We start from the raw sequence: 17,227 nt of genomic DNA, 5'->3' as shown, positions 1-17,227 counted from the left end.
CGCCGCTTAGCAGCCACTCAGCGTCCGCTGTGCGCCCAGGGCGCGGTGCGCCGCAGGGCGGCCGTCCCCCGCGGATCGCCCAGGCGGGCGAAGAGCACCCGGGCCCGGGCGGCCGACGCCCGGGCCGCGTCACGGTCACCGGCCTGCCACGCCAGCCGGGCCAGCATCAGGGCGACCCATCCCGCGGCGCACGGCGAGCCGGCGATGTGCTCCAGCCGCAGGGCGCGGGTGAGCAGGGCGCGCGCCCTGGACGTCTCCCCGGCGGCCCGGGCCACCAGGGCGAGGTGCAGAAGGCTGTTGGTGGTGCCCGGAAGGTCGTCGGTCTCCTCGAAGTGCGCGAGCGCGCCGGCGATGGACACCCGTGCCCCCTCGGTGTCGCCGCGGGCCAGGCGCAGCAGGCCGAGGCAGCCCAGGGTGATGTCCTCCTCCCGGCGGTCGCCGAGCGTGCGCCTGATCGCCAGGGCCGCGTCGAGGTGCTCCTGGGCGGCGCCGTGATCGCCCCGGCTCCGGCAGATGTTCCCCAGGGCGTTGAGGGCCAGGGACCGCCCGTACGGGTCGGCGAGTGCGCGGAAGCAGTCGGCGCTGCGTTCGGCCGCCGCCACGGCGGCGCCGGCATCACCCTCCAGGCGGGCGGCCCAGGCCAGGTTGGCCAGGACGTACCCGCGTGCCCGGGCCGCGCCCACCGTCCTGCCCGCGAGGACCGTCTCCTCGAAGAACAGCGACACCTGCCCCGCCGCGTCCTCCTCACTCACGTATCCGGGTGTCATGACCAGGAGGAACGGGCCGCTGTCCGCCCGTACCGCCGCCAGTAGCCGCAGACTGCTCTCGCACGCCGCGCGGGCCCCCGGCCCGTCACCCCGGCACACGGCCCACACTCCCTCGGTGTGCGCGGCGGCGGCGAGAACCGAGGGCTCGCCCGCGTCACGGGCCTGGTCGCACGCCCGGTCCAGCGCCTCGCGGGCACGCTCCCACGCCCCGCGCATCCACAGCAGCACGGCCTGCTGGTAGCGGGCGTACGCCCGCGCCGCCGGATCCGGCTCCCGCTCGTGGACGCGGACGATCCGCGCACCGATGTCCGCCAGGGGGGATCCGTCGCCGAGACGGACCGCGAGCACCCCCTGTCCCATCAACGCCCTCGCGTGCTGCGGGCTCGGCCCCGGCGCGGCGGCCAGCGCGGCGTCCAGCCAGCGCCGCCCCTCGGCGAGCCGCCCGCGCTCGGACCAGAACAGCCACAGCGCGACCGCCAGACGCAGCGCGGCCTGGGGATCGCTGCGCAGCAGCGACGACAGGGCGGCGCGCAGATTGCCGTAGTCGGCCTCCAGCTCCAGCGATGTCGCCCCGGACAGCCCGGTGGCCGACTCGCGGTCCCGCCGCTCGGCGAGAGCCAGGTAGAAACGCTGGTGCCGGGCCTCGGTGGCCGCCAGTTCACCGGCCGCGCGCAGCCGCCCGGCCGCGTACTGCCTGACCGTCTCCAGCAGCCGGTAGCGCACCTCGTCCTGGCGCGGCTCCACCGACACCAGCGACTTGTCGACCAGCCTGCCCAGCAGGTCCAGCACCCGTTCACGGTCGGCACCCTCGGCACCCACCTCCTGCGCCGCGGCCAGCGAGAAATCCCCCGTGAAGACGGCGAGCCGGCGCAGCAGACACCGCTCGTCCCCGTCGAGCAGCCGGTGACTCCACTCCAGCGCCGCCAGAAGGGTCTCCTGCCGGGTCACGGCGCGCCGGCTGCCCCGGCCGAGCAGCGACACGGCGTCGTCGAGCCGTTCGACGATTTGGCCGGGCGCCAGCACCCGCACCCGGGCCGCGGCCAGCTCCAGTGCCAGGGGTATCCCGTCGAGCCGGAAACAGATCTGGGCGACGGCCGCCGCATTGTCCGCCGTCAGCCCGAAGCCCGGGCAGGCCTCGCCGGCCCGCTCCAGGAACAGCCGCACGGAGGCGAAACGGCCCAGTTCCGCGACGGACGGCAGCCGGGCCGGGTCCGGCAGGCTCAGCGACGGCACGCGGAAGGTCCGTTCCCCGTAGCTGCGAAGCAGCTCCCTGCTGGTCGCGAGCACGGTGACCCCCGGACAGCGGGCCATGACCTCCGAGACCACCGCGGCACACGCGCCGACCAGGTGTTCGCAGTTGTCCAGCACCAGCAGCAGCTCCCGGCCGCCCAGCTGGGAGACCAGGGCCTCCTGGGCCGGCCCGGACGCGGGAAGCTGCAGTCCCAGGACGGCGGCGACCGCCTCGGCAACGAGATGCGGTTCCGTCAGCGCGGCGAGGTCCACGAACCACACCCCGTCCCGGAACGCGCCGGTCTGCCGGGCGGCCACCGCCAGCGCCAGCCGGGTCTTGCCGCAGCCGCCGGCCCCGGTGAGGGTCAGCAGCCTGGACCGCCCGAGCAGCGCCTCCACCTCGGCCGTCTCACGCTGCCGGCCGATGAGGGCGTTCGCCTGCGCCGGCAGATTGTGCCGCGGTACGGGCCGTTCCTCCTCCGGGGGCTGGACGGAGCCGGCCAGCAGCGTGCGGTAGAGGCGGCGGGTCTGCGGGTCCGGATCGGCGCCGCCGTCACCGCGCAGCGCGTCCCGCAGCCGCTCGTACACGGCGAGCGCTTCCCGGCGCCGTCCGGTGGCGGCCAGCGCCGTCATCAGCGCCCGGGAGCCGGGTTCGTGCAGCGGGTCCGCACCGAGCAGCGTCCGCAGCACCTCGATCGCCTCGACCGTACGCTCCTCGCGCAGGAGCGCCTCCGCGAGCCCCCACCGGATCGCCGCACACCGCACCGCCAGGGCGTCGGCGGCCTCACGCGCCCACGGCTCGTAGCGGTCCTCGGGCAGCAGTCCGGGCTCGGCCAGCGCGAGCGCGGCACCGAGCTGGGCGGGGGCGCCGTCGTGGGAGGCCCGCCGGGCCGCCTCCTCGAACTCGTCGACGTCGATGCGCACACCGCCGTCGGGGCCCAGCAGCACCACGTCGTCACGCAGTACGACGACATCCCCGGCCGCCCCCGTACCCGTCAGCGCGCGCCGCGCGGCGTACAGCACCTGGTGCAGGTTGTTCGCGGCGGCCCGGCGCTCGAGATCCGGCCACAGAAGGTCGTAGAGGCGCTCCCGGTGCATCTGGTGTCCCGGCGCCAGACACAGCACCTTCAGCAGGCTCCGCGCCTTGCGCAGCCGCCACGCCCCGGCGGCGACCGGGCGGTCCTCGACCGCCACGCCGAAACCGCCCAGGAGTCGGATGCGCACGTCACCGCCCATGGCTGCCTCACCCAGCAGATTACCCCCGGCCCGGCGCCGGCGGCCCGGGATCACCCCCGCACCGGCGCGACCACGATCCACGGCCGTGCCGGCCGCCTGACCGGACCCGGCGGTCCCCGCCGGACCGGTGACGAGACCTCGGCACGGCCCGGACCGCCCGGAGCACCGCACCGGGAAGGGCCGGCACGCGATGACTGGTGATTTCGCCGATGGCCGCCGCGCCCCGCCTCACGACTCTGGTCGGGTCAGGCACCCGCACCCCCACATCCTCGTCAGGAGGACCCCATGCGTCGCCGCTCCCCGCGCCGGCTTCTCGGCGTTCTCGCGACCACCACGGTCGCGTTCACCCTCTTCTCCCCGGCGGCCGCGGCCGGCGCGGCCGGCCCCGCGACCACGGCCGCCGCGCGGCCGGCCGGTGTGGCCGCGCGCCCGCTGTCGGCCGGCACGCCGGTCGTCTTCGTCCACGGGTACACCGGCAACGCGTCGAACTGGGCGATCGCCATGAGCGTCTTCCGGCTCAACGGCTGGTCCAGCTCGAACCTCTTCGCCTACGAGTACGACTCCTACGGCGACAACATCACCAACGCCCGCGGCCTCGCCGCCTTCGTCGACAACGTCAAGGCACGCACCGGCGCCGGCAAGGTCGCGATCGTCAACCACTCCATGGGCGGCCTCGTCAGCCAGTACTACCTGAAGGTGCTGGGCGGCAACACCAGCGTCAGCCACCTCGCCTCGATCGCCGGCGCCAACCACGGGACCACGTCCGCCGGTGCCTGCCTGATCTACACCACCTGTCAGCAGATGTACCCGGGCTCCTCGTTCATCTCCCAGATCTCCTCGGGCGACGAGACGCCGGGAACCACCAGATACGCCACGTGGTACTCGGCGTGCGACGGCATCATCCTGCCGTACACCAGCACCCGGCTGGACGGTGCCACGAACAACGACGTGCCCTGCCAGACCCACATCGGGTACCTCACGGACACGGTCGTACTGGGCCGGATAGCGCGCTTCGTCGCCTCCTGACTGTCCGACATCCCGTGAGTTCCCCTGAGCCCGACCGAGCCCCCCGGCCCCGTGGCCAGGAGGATTCTTTCTCCTTCGGGTGCTCTGCCGCTCTGTGATGTCGCAATTCTTGAGGCGTTCTCACTTCGTCCGACCGATCCGCAGTCGGAACGAAGGCGAGGCCCGGGTTGGCGGCGCCGGCGGTCGTACGGGACCTGCGTGAGCACTGGGCGCCCGCGTCAGCGCAGGAGTTCATGCTCGACGACGTCGACCTCGGCAACCGCCGGCTGACCATCGCCGGACGCGTCCGCCCGCTCGACGACCTCACCCTGAAGCTGCTGCTGGACTGGCTGGAGCAACGGCGCAGCCGGTGGCCGAACACCGCGAACCTCCACCTGCTGATCCACAACCAGACCGCCGACACCACCGGCCGCGCCAGCAGTCACTGGATCAGCGCCGCGATGCGCGGCCAGGACGCGCCCCTGGAGAAACTCCGCGTCGACCGCCAACTCGAAGAAGCCCTGCCCCACGGGCCCGATCCGCTCCACCTCGCCGAGGTGTTCGGGCTCGACGAGAAGACCCCGATGCGCTACGCGGACTCCGCTCGCGCTCTCATGGAACGACCCCTGGAAACCGACCCCGCAACTTCACCATGAACCCGCGGATCAACTCCTTGACACCGGGGGCACCGCCCCCTCGGGGCCACGCCCGACAGCCTTCGGTTCCGCGAACCGACGGAGGCGGTGGGATCAGCGGGCGGGCGGGACGAACTCGGGCTGGTCGAGCAGGCGCAGCCAGCTGCCGTCAGGCTGACGCCGGACGACCTGCGCCCGGGCACCGGACCCGTCCTTCGGAGGGGTCGAGGTGAGGGCGATGTCGCCGCTGATCAGCGTCGGCAGCGGTTGTTCCTGCTCGAAACGGGGGCGGTTGGCCAGCACCTCCTCCCACAGCGCGCGAATCGCCTTCCGGCCCACCGTCTGGTCGCCGGGCGGGTAGGCCATCACCGCACCCTCTTCGTAAAGCGCGGCGACCCCGGCCGCATCCCCGGCGTTGGACCGTTCGACGAACAAGCGGGTGATGTCCTCGGGGCGCATGGCCTTCTCGTACTCCGGCATGAATTCCTCCTGACGTCGGGCTTCGGCGCTTTCCAGCGTGGCCGCCGACTGGCCAGAAGTCCAACAGATGCATCTTCTGGAAACTAGAATCTGCAGTCATGGAGCTGAGGCAGCTGGAATACTTCGTCGCGGTCGCCGAGGAGCAGAACTTCACCCGGGCGGCCGAGCGGGTGCACATCAGCCAGTCCGGCGTCAGCGCCCAGATCCGCCAGCTGGAACGGGAACTCGGTACCGAGCTGTTCGACCGGTCGGCCCGCACCGTCACCCTCACAGTCGCGGGAAAGGCCGCACTCGAACACGCCCGCGCCGCACTCTCCGCCGCTGGGGCGGTCGGCCAGGCGGTGGGCGAGGTGACCGACCTGATCCGGGGACGCCTCACCGTCGGGATGGTCATCGGCTGTACCCTCACCCCGCTGTTCGATGCCCTCGCCGCGTTCCACCAGGCACATCCCGGGGTGGAGATCTCGCTGCTGGAGGACAGCTCGGACCGGCTCGTCGAGGGGGTGCGCACCGGTGCCGTCGACCTGGCGCTCATCGGGGCCGCAGCCGCCACCCCCGAGGGGCTGGACGCGCTGACCATCATCAGCGAGCGGCTCGTCGTGGCAGTCCCCGCCGGGCACCCCCTGGCGAAACAGCGGCGGGTCACCCTGCGTGACCTGGTCGCCCACCCGATCGTGTGCATGCCGCCCGGCACCGGCCTGCGCACGGTATTCGACCAGGCCTGCGCCGCACAGAACCTCCAACCCGCGATCGCGCTGCAAGCCAGCGCCGCGGACGCCATTGCCGACCTCGCCGCCCGCGGGCTCGCCGTCGCCATCCTCAGCGACTCCACGTCCGCGCGCTACCGCGACCGGCTCACCGCCCGCACCATCGATGACGTCGATACACCCGCATTGCTCGCCCTGATCTGGAAGAGCATGCCCGGCCCAGGGATGCGTGAGCTGCTCGTGCACAGCCGGCAAGCATTCACCAAACCCGACCCCGCGACTTCCCCGTGAACCCACGGGTCCATCCTCTGACATCAGGGCGACAGACCCTTGAGTTCCCGCCGAAGTGCCTACAGTTTTCGCGAACTTGCGGCCTCCCGGGGGCCGAGTAGGAACCAGGCGGAGAGTGCGGTGTGTTGTCACATCATGTGACAACACACCGACTGGGCGCCGGTCGATCGTCTCCGCTCAGGTGAATCGCAAGTGCAAGGCCGAGTCGGTCGATTGCGCCCCCTCGGGTCGATCCGATGAACCGAGGGGGCGCAACGGGGCGAATGGTGCGCAGATCCGATCGGGTCCGTCCACCATGCGCGCCTCCCCGTTCAGCCCCTGTGGTCGCGGTGCGGCGCGCGCCGGAACGACGAAGAGGGGGCACGGCGCATGACGGAGCGTCTGTGTCCGCGGCATTCCACCGACAAGCAGACCAATGCCCGTCAACTCCAGGCTTTGCACAGGCTGTTCAGGTCCGGCGCACCGAAGTATGAAGACCCGGCCGCGTCGTCCCGCGTGTGAGCTGGAGCCCTTCCACGATGCGGCTCACGGGCTGCGCGTGAAGGAGCGCGACGCGCACGCCACCTGCACATCGTCAGCCGCGTGCAGGCGAGTCGGGCACGGACGAGTCGTTCCTCGGTCCGATGCCTTTGAGCCTGGTCGGTGTTCCGGCTGGATCGAACGAGTGGTGGAAGGTGAAGGCGTGCGGCGCGTAGCCGTGGTCGTGGAGATGTTCCAGCCTGCTAACCCCGTCCCGCCAGGTGGGTATCGCGCCGTCGGTGACCCACCAGAACACGTGATTCGGGTGTCCCGTCCTCTCGAACCAGTCGTGACGCCTGTTGAGCGCCACGCGATGCAGACCGGTGTAGATGGAGTCGAAGGCGGATTCCAGGCCGGTCCAGAGTGAGAGGGTCGCTGCCAGGGCGGTGGTTTCCACAGTGCGGCCCTTCCCGTACCAGGCCGGAACAGCGAACTCTCCCCATTCACCCCAGTCCGAGCCGAACATGCCCTGGCTGCGGTCTGCCGGTTCAGCACGAGCGATGTATCCGGGGTGCCGGCCGATCTCCCGGTAGACGGCCTCACCGCTTTCGTGGAACTCCCGCGTAAGACGTGCGGGATCGGAGAGGGGTGACTGCAGGACGCCGAACGTGTACAGAGCAAGATGGGGCATGCGTTTCTCCCTGGCTGAGGGGGCCCGGTGTGGAAGTCCCCGACGGTCTCGCTGTCCGGGAGTGGACTCGATTCGGCGCCTTGCGCGTGGGGGCGGGGAGCTGTGGCCGTGATCGGCTCGTCCTCCTTGCGGGTGACTCGGGCTGATGGAACCCCTGTGCGACTGTGGGCGACGCCGATGTCAGGAGAAGATAGCCCCCGTTGCAGGCCCTGTCTAAGTTGCGTTTTCCCTGTCCAAGTGGCCTCTCGCAGACGTCCTCGAGGTAGCTGGGGTGGCGAAGCGTCGCCGGGACAAGACCACCCGCAACGCAGGCCGATGACCGCCGTCAGCCCCACACTGACCCCGGGTTCCACCTCTGCCGGTCATGTGAGGGCGACGCCTGGTGGCAGCCGGCCCGCTGGCTGCGGGACCGATGTCGGTCGGGCAACGAACGTCCCATCGCCCCTCTTCGACCTCGCCACCCTGCACCTGGTCCGGAACAAGCTGCTGCTCCCCGGCGCTACCGTCCTCGAACGCGTGGTCACTTCCATCCGTGTCGCTGACGAACACCCGGTCGCGGGGAACTCCGGGATGGTCGCCGAGCCCTCCCGCGGCGGTGTCGGCCCATGCCGGGGCGCTGTAACCGAACGGCTCGTTCATCGGTTCGAAGGACCGGACGTGCTCAGCCCGGAGGCACCACCGGGTCGTCGCCGTAGTTGTCGCCCGGGCCGGCCCGGTTGACGCCCTCGAACGCGGTCGTACCGGTGGCGGCCGGCGGCGCGGTGGTGAGGACGCCCAGTGGTGCGAGCACCAGCGCGGCCGGCCCGCCGGCGCCAGGGCCCGTCGCCATGACCGGCCGGAGCGGACACGGAGCGTGGTGTGCCTCCAGGGAAGCGGGTGGTGATCCCCGGCTGTCAGTCCCGCACGGGCTTCCCGCGACCCCAGCCCCAGGCGAGGCGGTCGGCGCCGGAGCGGTTGGTGGTGGCCAGCCAGGGCCGGTCGGGGGCGCCGGTGAGTTCCTCCAGCGTGTAGGTGTCGCCGGTGCGCAGGCCGGGCCAGTAGACCGATCCCATGTGCAGCTCGCGGAAGGTGTCGGTGACCGCCTGGACGTAGTTGACGAAGTTGTTCGCGTCGTCGGGCCGGTCGTAGTCCAGGCCCGTGGTCATGGGGGCGCCGAACTCGTCGGCCACCGTACGGCCGGCGCAGTCGCCGATGCGCTCCTTGAGGTCGGCCACCCACTGGTCGTAGGTCGCGTAGTCCTTCCAGAAGCCGTAGTGGTGCAGGGACAGGTAGGTGCCCCGCAGGCGGGGGTCGGCGCAGACGGAGGTGACGTGGTCGTTGTAGCCGGCGCCGGAGACGAAGACGCGGTCGCGGGGGACGCTCCGGTAGGTGTCGAGCCAGTCGGCGGCGATGTCGGCCCACTGGGTGTCGGTGTAGCCGTGCGGCTCGTTCATCGGCTCGAAGTAGACGCGGGGGTCGGCCCGGTAGGCGCGCACCACGGTGTCCCACATGGTCCGGTACGCCACCGTGTCGTCGATGAGTCCGTCCTTGCGGGCACCGGTGCCCTCCCAGTAGGAGAGGATCACCTTGAAGCCCTGACGGCCGGCCGCGTCGATGACGGCGCGGTAGGACTGCCAGTAAGGGCCGTTGACGGTATAGGGGTTGACGGGCAGCCGGACGGTGTCGGCGCCGAGGTTGGCGCGGAAGGCCGCTGTCACCCGGGTCGCCTTGGCGAACGTCTGGGCGTAGGTGTCGGAGGTGGACAGTCCCGACAGGACGACCGGGTCGTCGGCGTAGTTGTCGCGCGGGTCCGCCCAGTTCACACCTTTGAACCGGCTGGAGTCCAGGGTGGCCGGCGACCCGGAGGCGGACGCCGGTGCGGAGACCGCCAGGGTTCCACCGGTCACGACGAGGGCGGTCGCCGCCAGCAGGGCTCGGAACCGGCGGGGGGTGCGGGACTTGCGGACACGTGTGCGCATGGCGGTCTCTCTCGGGTGCGGGGCGGGACATGGAACCCGCCGGAAGGCGTGCCGGCTCGGAGCTGGACGGCGGGCACGGTGGCGGGTCATGCGTCGGGGCGTGGTCTGTCGGGCCCGGCCGCGGCGTGCGGGGTCTTGCCGCCGCGGCCGGAAACCCGGTGATGTTTACGCAAACATCGATGACGACGGAAGGCCTGCACCGGCACGCCCACCGGCCTCGACGCCTGATGTTTACGTAAACTCTGAGCCGGAAGAGTGGCACCGGCTCCGGGGGCTGTCAAGGTGTGGGGCGGGGCTGTAAAGGTGTGCGGCGCGTGACGAGGTTGCTCCCGCCGGAGGTCCGGCGGCGGGGGAGCGGGGCATCTGCCCTGCCCCGGGACGTCACGGCGGGGCGGCGCGGCTCGGGCGGGGCGTCGGTGGTCACCGGGGGCCGGCCGGCTCGGCACGCCGCTGTGAGGCCGGCCGGCGGGGCGCACGGCGGTGACGGGGGCGGACCACGCGGCTCGCCCTGGGGGAGGGGCGCCGCGCGGGCGGCGAGGTCACCGCACCCGACGTGCGGCCGCTGACCGCGACGTGGGCGACCGGGAGTGACCTCGGCCGATCGCCGGGCCCGGCTGCGGGTCCGGCGTTGACGCGGGCCGGTCGGCGCGGTACGCGTCGCGCAACCCGGGACTGCGGCGACCGAGCACGTCGGAGGGTGGCACGCCCCGCGGCAGGCCGCCCTCCCCGAGCCCCGTTACCGTGCCCGGCGTGTGGCCGTGGCCCGGCGTCCGGTGTGTCGCGCGGGCGGCGGGGCGGTGCTGGAGCGCACGACCAGGCGGGTGGGGACCAGGGTCGTTCCGTGCTCCGGCCGGTCGTCGCGGATCTGCCGCAGCACGCTCTCCACGCACAGCCGCCCCACCGCGCCGAAGTCCTGGTGGACGGTGGTCAGCGGCGGGATGAAGGAAGCCGACTCCGGGATGTCGTCGTACCCGACGACGCTCACGTCCTCCGGAACCCGGCGCCCCTTCTCGTGCAGGGCGCGCAGCAGGCCCAGGGCCATCTGGTCGTTGGCGGCGAAGACGGCCGTGCAGTCGGGGTCGGCCGCCAGGGTCAGGCCGGCCCGGTAGCCGGACTCCGCGGACCAGTCGCCCCGTACCGGTGGCGGCACCGTGCGCCCGGCCTCCTCCAACACCTGCCGCCAGGCGTCGGCGCGGCGCTGGGCGGCGAACGAGCCGTCGGGGCCTGCCAGATGGGCCACGGTGGTGTGGCCGAGGTCGAGCAGGTGCCGCACGGCGGCACGGGTGCCGCCCGCCTGGTCGGTGTCGATCACGCTGTAGTGGTCGCCCGCGTCGGAGTCGACGACCACCAGTTGGACGCTGGGCGGCAGGCTGAGGACGGCGGCGTCCAGGAGGTGCACCTCCATGATGACGATGATCCCGTCGACGGCCAGCTCGCCGAGCCGGGTGAAGGCGCCGCGTACGTCCATCTGCCTGGGAGCCGCCACCGGTATCAGCGTGATGGCGTACCCCTCCTCGGCGGCGGAGGTGGCGATCGCTTCCAGGGTGCGCACGTTGCCGGTGGTGGAGAGGGTGAAGAGGATGACGCCGAGGGTGCGGAACTCGCCGCTCTTCAGGGCCCGTGCGGCGCTGTTGGGGCGGTAGCCGAGTTCCCTCATGGCTTGCAGGACGCGCTGCCTGGTCGACTCGACCACGTTCGCGTGGCCGTTGGAGACGCGTGAGACGGTCTGGGAGGAGACCCCGGCCGCCCGGGCGACGTCGGCCATGGAGACGCTCCGCCGCCGGTCGGCCGCCGACCGCCGGTCGGCCGCCGACCGCCGGTCGGCCGCCGACCGCCGACGAGGCTGCCCGGCCTGGTCCGCGTCGCTCACGTCCTGGTGCACGATTGCCCTTCCTGTGGTGCCGGCCGCGCCGCGGGGCCTGCGCGGCGGATCTGGTCGAGAGTAGCGCGCGCCACCGCTCCGGCCCTGCTCACGACTGCGGTGACACCGCTGGTCACGATGGCGCGGCCGGCGCCGCGAGGCGGGGCGCGCGTTCTCTCTCCTGAAGTATTGACGCCTCCGGTCGGGAATGTAAGCATCAGCTCACCGGTGATGTTTACGTAAACATATGACAGTGCCGGCGGGGCCCGTTCTGCCGTGCGACGGCACAGGCCCCCGCACCCACGACGACGCGAGGATGCACCATGACCGTCATATCGCCGCCGGCCGCGGGAGGCCGTCCGCCCGCAGCCAGAAGGCGCGACCGCCGCGGCCTGGTCGGCTGGGGCTTCATCGCCCCCTTCATGACCGTCTTCGCACTGGTCTTCCTCGCCCCGATCGCGTACTCGGTCCATCTGAGCCTCTACCGCACCCGGTTGATCGGCGGTACCAGCTTCGTCGGCCTGGACAACTACCGGCAGGCGCTGCACGACGACCAGTTCTGGGCCTCGCTCGGCCGGGTCTCCCTCTTCCTGTGCGTCCAGGTGCCGGTCATGCTCGGCATCGCCCTGCTGGTGGCCCTGGCCCTGGACAGCGGGCGGCTCTACGGCAAGGACTTCTTCCGCATCGCGATCTTCCTGCCGTACGCCGTGCCCGCCGTCGTCGCCACCCTCATGTGGGGCTTCCTGTACGGCACCCGGTTCGGTCTCGTCGGCGACATCGACGACGCGCTCGGTGTCTCGCTGCCCGACCCGCTCTCCCCGCACCTGGTGCTGGCCTCGATCGGCAACATCGTCACGTGGGAGTTCGTCGGCTACAACATGCTGATCTTCTACTCGGCGCTGCGGGTCATCCCGCACTCCCTCTACGAGGCCGCCGAGATCGACGGCGCCGGGCAGTTCCGCGTCATCACCGCCATCAAGCTCCCCGCCATCCGCGGCGCCCTCGTCATCGCCACGATCTTCTCCGTCATCGGCAGCTTCCAGCTCTTCAACGAGCCGAGCATCCTCCAGCCGCTGGCGCGCAACGCGATCACCACCGACTACACCCCCAACTACTACACGTACTCGCTGTCCTTCTCCGGACAGCAGCACAACTACTCCGCGACGGTCGCCATCGTCATGGGGCTGATCACCATGGTCATCGCCTATGTCGTCCAGACGCGCGGCATGCGCAAGGGAGCGTGAGGCAGCGATGGCCTCTCCTGTCACCACCGTCCCCGACCGCTCCGCGACCACGTCGCCCAGCACCCCGGGCGCCGTACCCCGGCTGCGAACCGGCCGCCGACGGCACACCCCCGGCAGACCCCGGCGCAGCGTCCCGCTGACGCTGCTCACCGGCCTGGTCCTGCTCTACAGCCTGCTGCCGCTGGTCTGGCTGGTGATCAGCGCCACCAAGTCCCAGTCCGGGCTGGCCCATTCGTTCGGCCTGTGGTTCGACGGCCACTTCGCGCTGTGGGACAACATCCGCCAGACCTTCACCTACCACGACGGCGTCTTCGCCCGCTGGCTGCTGAACACACTGCTGTACGTCGTCCTGGGCGCGGGCGGTGCCACCCTCCTCGCCGTCCTGGGCGGTTACGCGCTGGCCAAGTTCTCCTTCCCCGGCAGGCGCGCGGTGTTCGCCGTCGTCATCGGCGCGGTCGCGGTCCCGGGCACGGCCCTGGCGGTGCCGACCTTCCTGATGTTCAGCAACATGGGGCTCACCAACACCCCGTGGGCCGTGATCATCCCCTCGCTGATCTCACCGTTCGGGCTGTACCTGATGTGGGTGTTCGCCTCCGAGGCCATCCCCACCGAACTCATGGAGGCCGCCCGCATCGACGGCGCCGGCGAGGCCCGCACCTTCTTCACGATCGCCCTTCCGCTGCTGGCACCCGGCATCGTCACCGTCCTGCTGTTCAGCATGGTCGCCACGTGGAACAACTACTTCCTGCCGCTGATCATGATCAAGGACCCGGACTGGTATCCGCTCACGCTGGGCCTGAACAGCTGGAACGCCCAGGCCGAGACCGCCGGCGGGCAGCCCGTCTTCCACCTGGTCGTCACCGGCTCCCTGATCACCGTCCTGCCGTTGATCGCCGCGTTCCTGCTGCTGCAGAAGCACTGGCGGTCCGGACTCGCCGCCGGAAGCGTCAAGGAGTAGCGCCCCCTTCGCCCACTCGCACGCCCCCGCGGGACGTGCGGAACGCACCCCCACGCCCCACCCCCGTACGGGCCCCGCCCGGCGGGCCCCTTTCCCCTGCCCCTGCGACCCTCCCCCTCGATCACGGTCCCGGCCATGCTCCGGCCACGAAGAAGTGGAAGCACGACCATGCTCAAGCACTCCCGCCGCCTGCTGCGCGGCATCGGTCTCGTCGGCGCCCTCGCCCTGGGAGCGACCGCCTGCGGCGGTTCCGACGACGGGGGACCGAGCCACAAGGCGGTCTCCGAAGCGGACATCCAGGCGGCCCTGAAGAAGGGCGGCACCCTCACGGTCTGGGCGTGGGAACCCACGCTCAAGCAGGTGGCGGCCGACTTCGAGAAGGCGCACCCCAAGGTCAAGGTCGACCTCGTCAACGCGGGTACCGGAAACGACCAGTACAAGGCGCTCCAGAACGCCATCTCGGCGAAGAAGGGCGTCCCGGACGTCGCGCAGATCGAGTACTACGCGATGGGCCAGTACGCCCTGACCAAGGAACTCACCGACCTCAAGGCGTACGGCGCCGACAAGCTGGCCGGCAAGTTCACCCCCGGCCCGTGGAACGGCGTCAGGGCGGGCGGCGACGGTGTCTACGGCCTGCCGATGGACTCGGGCCCCATGGCGCTGTTCTACAACAAGAAGGTCTTCGACAAGTACCGGATCAAGGTGCCCACCACCTGGGACCAGTACGTCGACGCGGCCCGCACACTGCACAAGGCGAACCCCAAGGCGTACATCACCAACGACGCCGGTGACGCCGGCTTCACCACCAGCATGCTGTGGCAGGCCGGTTCGCGCCCCTACACGGTCGACGGCACCAAGGTGAGGATCGACTTCTCGGACCCGGGCGCCCGGAAGTACACCGGCACCTGGCAGAAACTCCTCGACGACAAGCTGGTCTCCCCGATCACCAGCTGGTCCGACGAGTGGTACAAGGGCCTGGACGACGGCACCATAGCCACCCTCGCCATCGGCGCCTGGATGCCCGCCAACCTCGCCTCCGGCGCGAAGGCCGCCTCCGGCGACTGGCGCGTCGCCCCGCTGCCGCAGTGGACGGCGGGCGCCAAGGCCTCCGCCGAGAACGGCGGCAGCGCCCTGGCCATGCCGGAACTCGGCAGCAACGAGGCACTGGCGTACGCCTTCCTGGAGTACGCCGACGCCGGCAAGGGCGTGCGGACCCGTGTGGCGAACGGCGCCTTCCCGGCCACCACCTCGGAGCTGCACTCCAAGGCGTTCCAGGAGACCGCGTTCCCGTACTTCGGCGGGCAGCGGGCCAACAAGGTCTTCGCCGAGTCGGCCGCGAACGTCTCCGACGAGTGGTCCTACCTGCCGTACCAGGTCTACGCCAACTCCATCTTCAACGACACCGTCGGCAAGGCCTACGTCTCCGGCACCAGGCTCTCGGCCGGCCTGAAGACCTGGCAGGACGCCTCCGTCAAGTACGGCAACGAGCAGGGCTTCACCGTCAGCACCGGCTGACCCGCGCCCCCGCCCGGCGGCGCCGCCCGGACCGGCCGGCGCCGCCCGCACCCCCTGCACCCGGAAGGAACAGCATGCGCCCCGCCCCCCTGTCCCAGCTGCTGCGCGGCCGGGGAGACAACGGCTCTCCCCGGTTCGCCTACGGCGCCGACTACAATCCGGACCAGTGGCCCCGGCAGGTCTGGGAGGAGGACATCGCGCTGATGCGGCAGGCCGGTGTCACCATCGTCAACCTCGCCGTCTTCTCCTGGGCCCGCATCCAGCCCACCGCCGGCACCTGGGACTTCGGCTGGCTCGACGAGATCATGGACCTCCTGCACGACGGCGGGATCGCCGTCGACCTGGCCACGGCGACCGCCTCACCGCCGCCCTGGCTCACCACCGCCCACCCCGAGATCCTGCCCGTCACCGACCGCGGCGAGACGGTGTGGCCCGGAGCCCGCCAGCACTGGCGCCCCACCTCCCCCGTCTTCCGGGAGCACGCCCTGCGCCTCACCCGGGCGATGGCCGAACGCTACGCCGGCCATCCCGCCCTGGCCGCCTGGCACATCTCCAACGAGCTGGGCTGCCACAACGTCTACGACTACTCCGACGACGCCGCCCGCGCCTTCCGCACCTGGCTGCGCCACCGCTACACCACCCTCGACCAGCTCAACCACGCCTGGGGCACCGCCTTCTGGTCCCAGGGCTACAGCGACTGGCAGCAGATCCTGCCGCCCCGCCTGGCCGCCTCCCACCCCAACCCCACCCAGCAGCTGGACTTCAAGCGCTTCTCCTCCGACGTCCTGCGCGAGCACCTGCGCGCCGAACGCGACGTCCTGCGCGCCGTCACCCCCGACGTGCCCATCACCACGAACTTCATGGTCATGGGCGAGACCAAGGGCATGAACTACGCCGACTGGGCCGCCGAGGTCGACTTCGTCTCCAACGACCACTACCGCACACCGGGCCCCCAGTCCCTGGACGAACTCTCCTTCTCCGCCAACCTCACCGGCAACCTCGCCGGCGGCCGGCCCTGGTACCTGATGGAGCACTCCACCAGCGCCGTCAACTGGCAGCCCGTCAACCTCGCCAAACGCGCCGGTGAACTCGCCCGCGACTCCCTGCTCCACGTCGCCCACGGCGCCGACGCCGTCTGCTTCTTCCAGTGGCGCCAGTCCGCCGCCGGCGCGGAGAAGTACCACTCCGCGATGCTCCCGCACGCAGGACCCGACAGCGATCTCTTCCGTTCCGTCACCGGCCTCGGTGACACACTGCGCCACCTCGCGCCCGTCGCCGGTGCCTCACGGGAGACCGCCCCCGTCGCCGTCCTCTTCGACTGGGACTCGTGGTGGGCCAGCGAACTCGACTCCCACCCCACCTCCCGGCTCCGCTACCGTCAGGAAGCCCTCGACTGGTACACCGCCCTGCTCAACGTGGGCGTACGCGCCGACGTCGTCCCCACCGGCACCCCCCTCGACGGCTACCGCATGGTCATCGCCCCTGTCCTGCACGTCGTCCCCGCCACCCTCGCCAAGGAACTCACCCGCTACGCCGAGAACGGCGGCCATCTGGTCACCACGTACTTCTCCGGCATCGTCGACGAGAACGACCACGTCTGGCTCGGCGGCTACCCCGGCGCCCTGCGCGACCTGCTCGGCATCCGCGTCGAGGAGTTCGGGCCCCTGCCCGACGGCGAGCAGGTGACCCTCGACGGCGGCCTCACCGCGGGCCTGTGGACCGACCGCGTCACCGCCACCGACCCCGCCACCGACGTCCTCGCCCGTTACACCAGCGGAGAACACGCCGGCCGTCCCGCCGTCACCCGCCGCACCAGCGGGCAGGGCTCCGCCGCCTACGTCTCCACCCGCCTCGGCTCCGCCGGACTCACCGCGCTCCTGCCCGCCTTCCTCACCCACGCCGGCATCCGCAGCGAGCTGCCCGAACAGGCCCGGGGCCACGTCGAACTGGCCGTCCGCACCAGGGACGGCGACCGCTACCTGTTCCTCGTCAACCGCACCGACGACCCCGTGCCCCTTCCCGGCCTGGCGGGTGCCGTCCTGCCTCCCGGCCCTGCCCACGAGGACGGCCCGCTGGTCCTGGCCCCGCGCGCCGTCACCGTCCTGCACCAACGGACCTGACAGCGGCCGACCGGGCACCGAGGCCCGGCGGGGTGTCCGAGGCGGGACCGGGAGGACACCCAGGCCGCCG

13 protein-coding genes are annotated in these 17,227 nt (G+C 71.7%); 7 read left to right on the top strand and 6 right to left on the bottom strand.

What is annotated here, in order from left to right:
• Positions 1-17 precede the first annotated feature (17 nt).
• Positions 18-3,221 (bottom strand): BTAD domain-containing putative transcriptional regulator, encoded by a 3,204-nt coding sequence (locus ACF1BE_RS13955; protein WP_392199245.1) that lies wholly within the window; start codon positions 3,219-3,221, stop codon positions 18-20.
• Positions 3,222-3,518: 297 nt separating this feature from the next.
• Here ACF1BE_RS13955 and ACF1BE_RS13950 point away from each other — a divergent pair, with 297 nt between their 5' ends.
• Both ACF1BE_RS13950 and ACF1BE_RS13945 read left to right on the top strand, forming a co-directional pair.
• The gene (locus ACF1BE_RS13950) at positions 3,519-4,259 is read left to right on the top strand and encodes an esterase/lipase family protein (RefSeq protein WP_392199244.1); all 741 of its coding nucleotides are present in this window, start codon (positions 3,519-3,521) and stop codon (positions 4,257-4,259) included.
• Between the two features lie 167 nt (positions 4,260-4,426).
• Positions 4,427-4,894: a hypothetical protein gene (locus tag ACF1BE_RS13945; RefSeq protein ID WP_392199243.1), complete on the top strand. Its 468-nt coding sequence runs from the start codon at positions 4,427-4,429 to the stop codon at positions 4,892-4,894.
• Between the two features lie 93 nt (positions 4,895-4,987).
• Here ACF1BE_RS13945 and ACF1BE_RS13940 read toward each other — a convergent pair whose 3' ends face one another.
• Positions 4,988-5,353, bottom strand: a complete 366-nt coding sequence (locus tag ACF1BE_RS13940; RefSeq protein ID WP_392199242.1) for a YybH family protein — start codon at positions 5,351-5,353, stop codon at positions 4,988-4,990.
• A 98-nt stretch (positions 5,354-5,451) separates the two neighbouring features.
• Between ACF1BE_RS13940 and ACF1BE_RS13935 the strand changes: the two genes are divergently transcribed.
• A complete protein-coding gene (locus ACF1BE_RS13935; protein ID WP_392199241.1) occupies positions 5,452-6,351 on the top strand; it encodes a LysR family transcriptional regulator in 900 nt (299 codons plus the stop codon).
• Positions 6,352-6,925: 574 nt separating this feature from the next.
• On the opposite strand, the gene ACF1BE_RS13930 is transcribed toward ACF1BE_RS13935, so the two are convergent.
• The 4 genes from ACF1BE_RS13930 to ACF1BE_RS13915 form a co-directional block, all read right to left on the bottom strand.
• Positions 6,926-7,501: a DUF3291 domain-containing protein gene (locus ACF1BE_RS13930; protein WP_392199240.1), complete on the bottom strand. Its 576-nt coding sequence runs from the start codon at positions 7,499-7,501 to the stop codon at positions 6,926-6,928.
• Between the two features lie 661 nt (positions 7,502-8,162).
• Complete coding sequence (locus ACF1BE_RS13925) at positions 8,163-8,330, bottom strand: hypothetical protein (RefSeq protein WP_392199239.1); 168 nt, start codon at positions 8,328-8,330, stop codon at positions 8,163-8,165.
• A gap of 64 nt (positions 8,331-8,394) precedes the next feature.
• Positions 8,395-9,459, bottom strand: a complete 1,065-nt coding sequence (locus tag ACF1BE_RS13920) for a glycoside hydrolase family 5 protein (RefSeq protein ID WP_392199238.1) — start codon at positions 9,457-9,459, stop codon at positions 8,395-8,397.
• A 736-nt stretch (positions 9,460-10,195) separates the two neighbouring features.
• On the bottom strand, positions 10,196-11,224 hold the full coding sequence (locus tag ACF1BE_RS13915; protein ID WP_392199392.1) for a LacI family DNA-binding transcriptional regulator: 1,029 nt from the start codon (positions 11,222-11,224) through the stop codon (positions 10,196-10,198).
• Between the two features lie 419 nt (positions 11,225-11,643).
• Between ACF1BE_RS13915 and ACF1BE_RS13910 the strand changes: the two genes are divergently transcribed.
• From ACF1BE_RS13910 to ACF1BE_RS13895, 4 genes are all read left to right on the top strand, one after another.
• Complete coding sequence (locus ACF1BE_RS13910; RefSeq protein ID WP_392199237.1) at positions 11,644-12,564, top strand: carbohydrate ABC transporter permease; 921 nt, start codon at positions 11,644-11,646, stop codon at positions 12,562-12,564.
• Positions 12,565-12,571: 7 nt separating this feature from the next.
• On the top strand, positions 12,572-13,522 hold the full coding sequence (locus ACF1BE_RS13905) for a carbohydrate ABC transporter permease (protein WP_392199236.1): 951 nt from the start codon (positions 12,572-12,574) through the stop codon (positions 13,520-13,522).
• Between the two features lie 168 nt (positions 13,523-13,690).
• A complete protein-coding gene (locus ACF1BE_RS13900) occupies positions 13,691-15,037 on the top strand; it encodes an ABC transporter substrate-binding protein (protein ID WP_392199235.1) in 1,347 nt (448 codons plus the stop codon).
• Between the two features lie 74 nt (positions 15,038-15,111).
• A complete protein-coding gene (locus ACF1BE_RS13895; RefSeq protein ID WP_392199234.1) occupies positions 15,112-17,157 on the top strand; it encodes a beta-galactosidase in 2,046 nt (681 codons plus the stop codon).
• Positions 17,158-17,227: the final 70 nt, after the last annotated feature.

It is taken from the genome of Streptomyces sp. NPDC014991 (assembly GCF_043080665.1).
Taxonomy (GTDB): Bacteria; Actinomycetota; Actinomycetes; order Streptomycetales; family Streptomycetaceae; genus Streptomyces.
The sequence above is the reverse complement of the archived record's forward strand: the minus strand, read 5'-3'. Positions and strand labels throughout refer to the sequence as shown.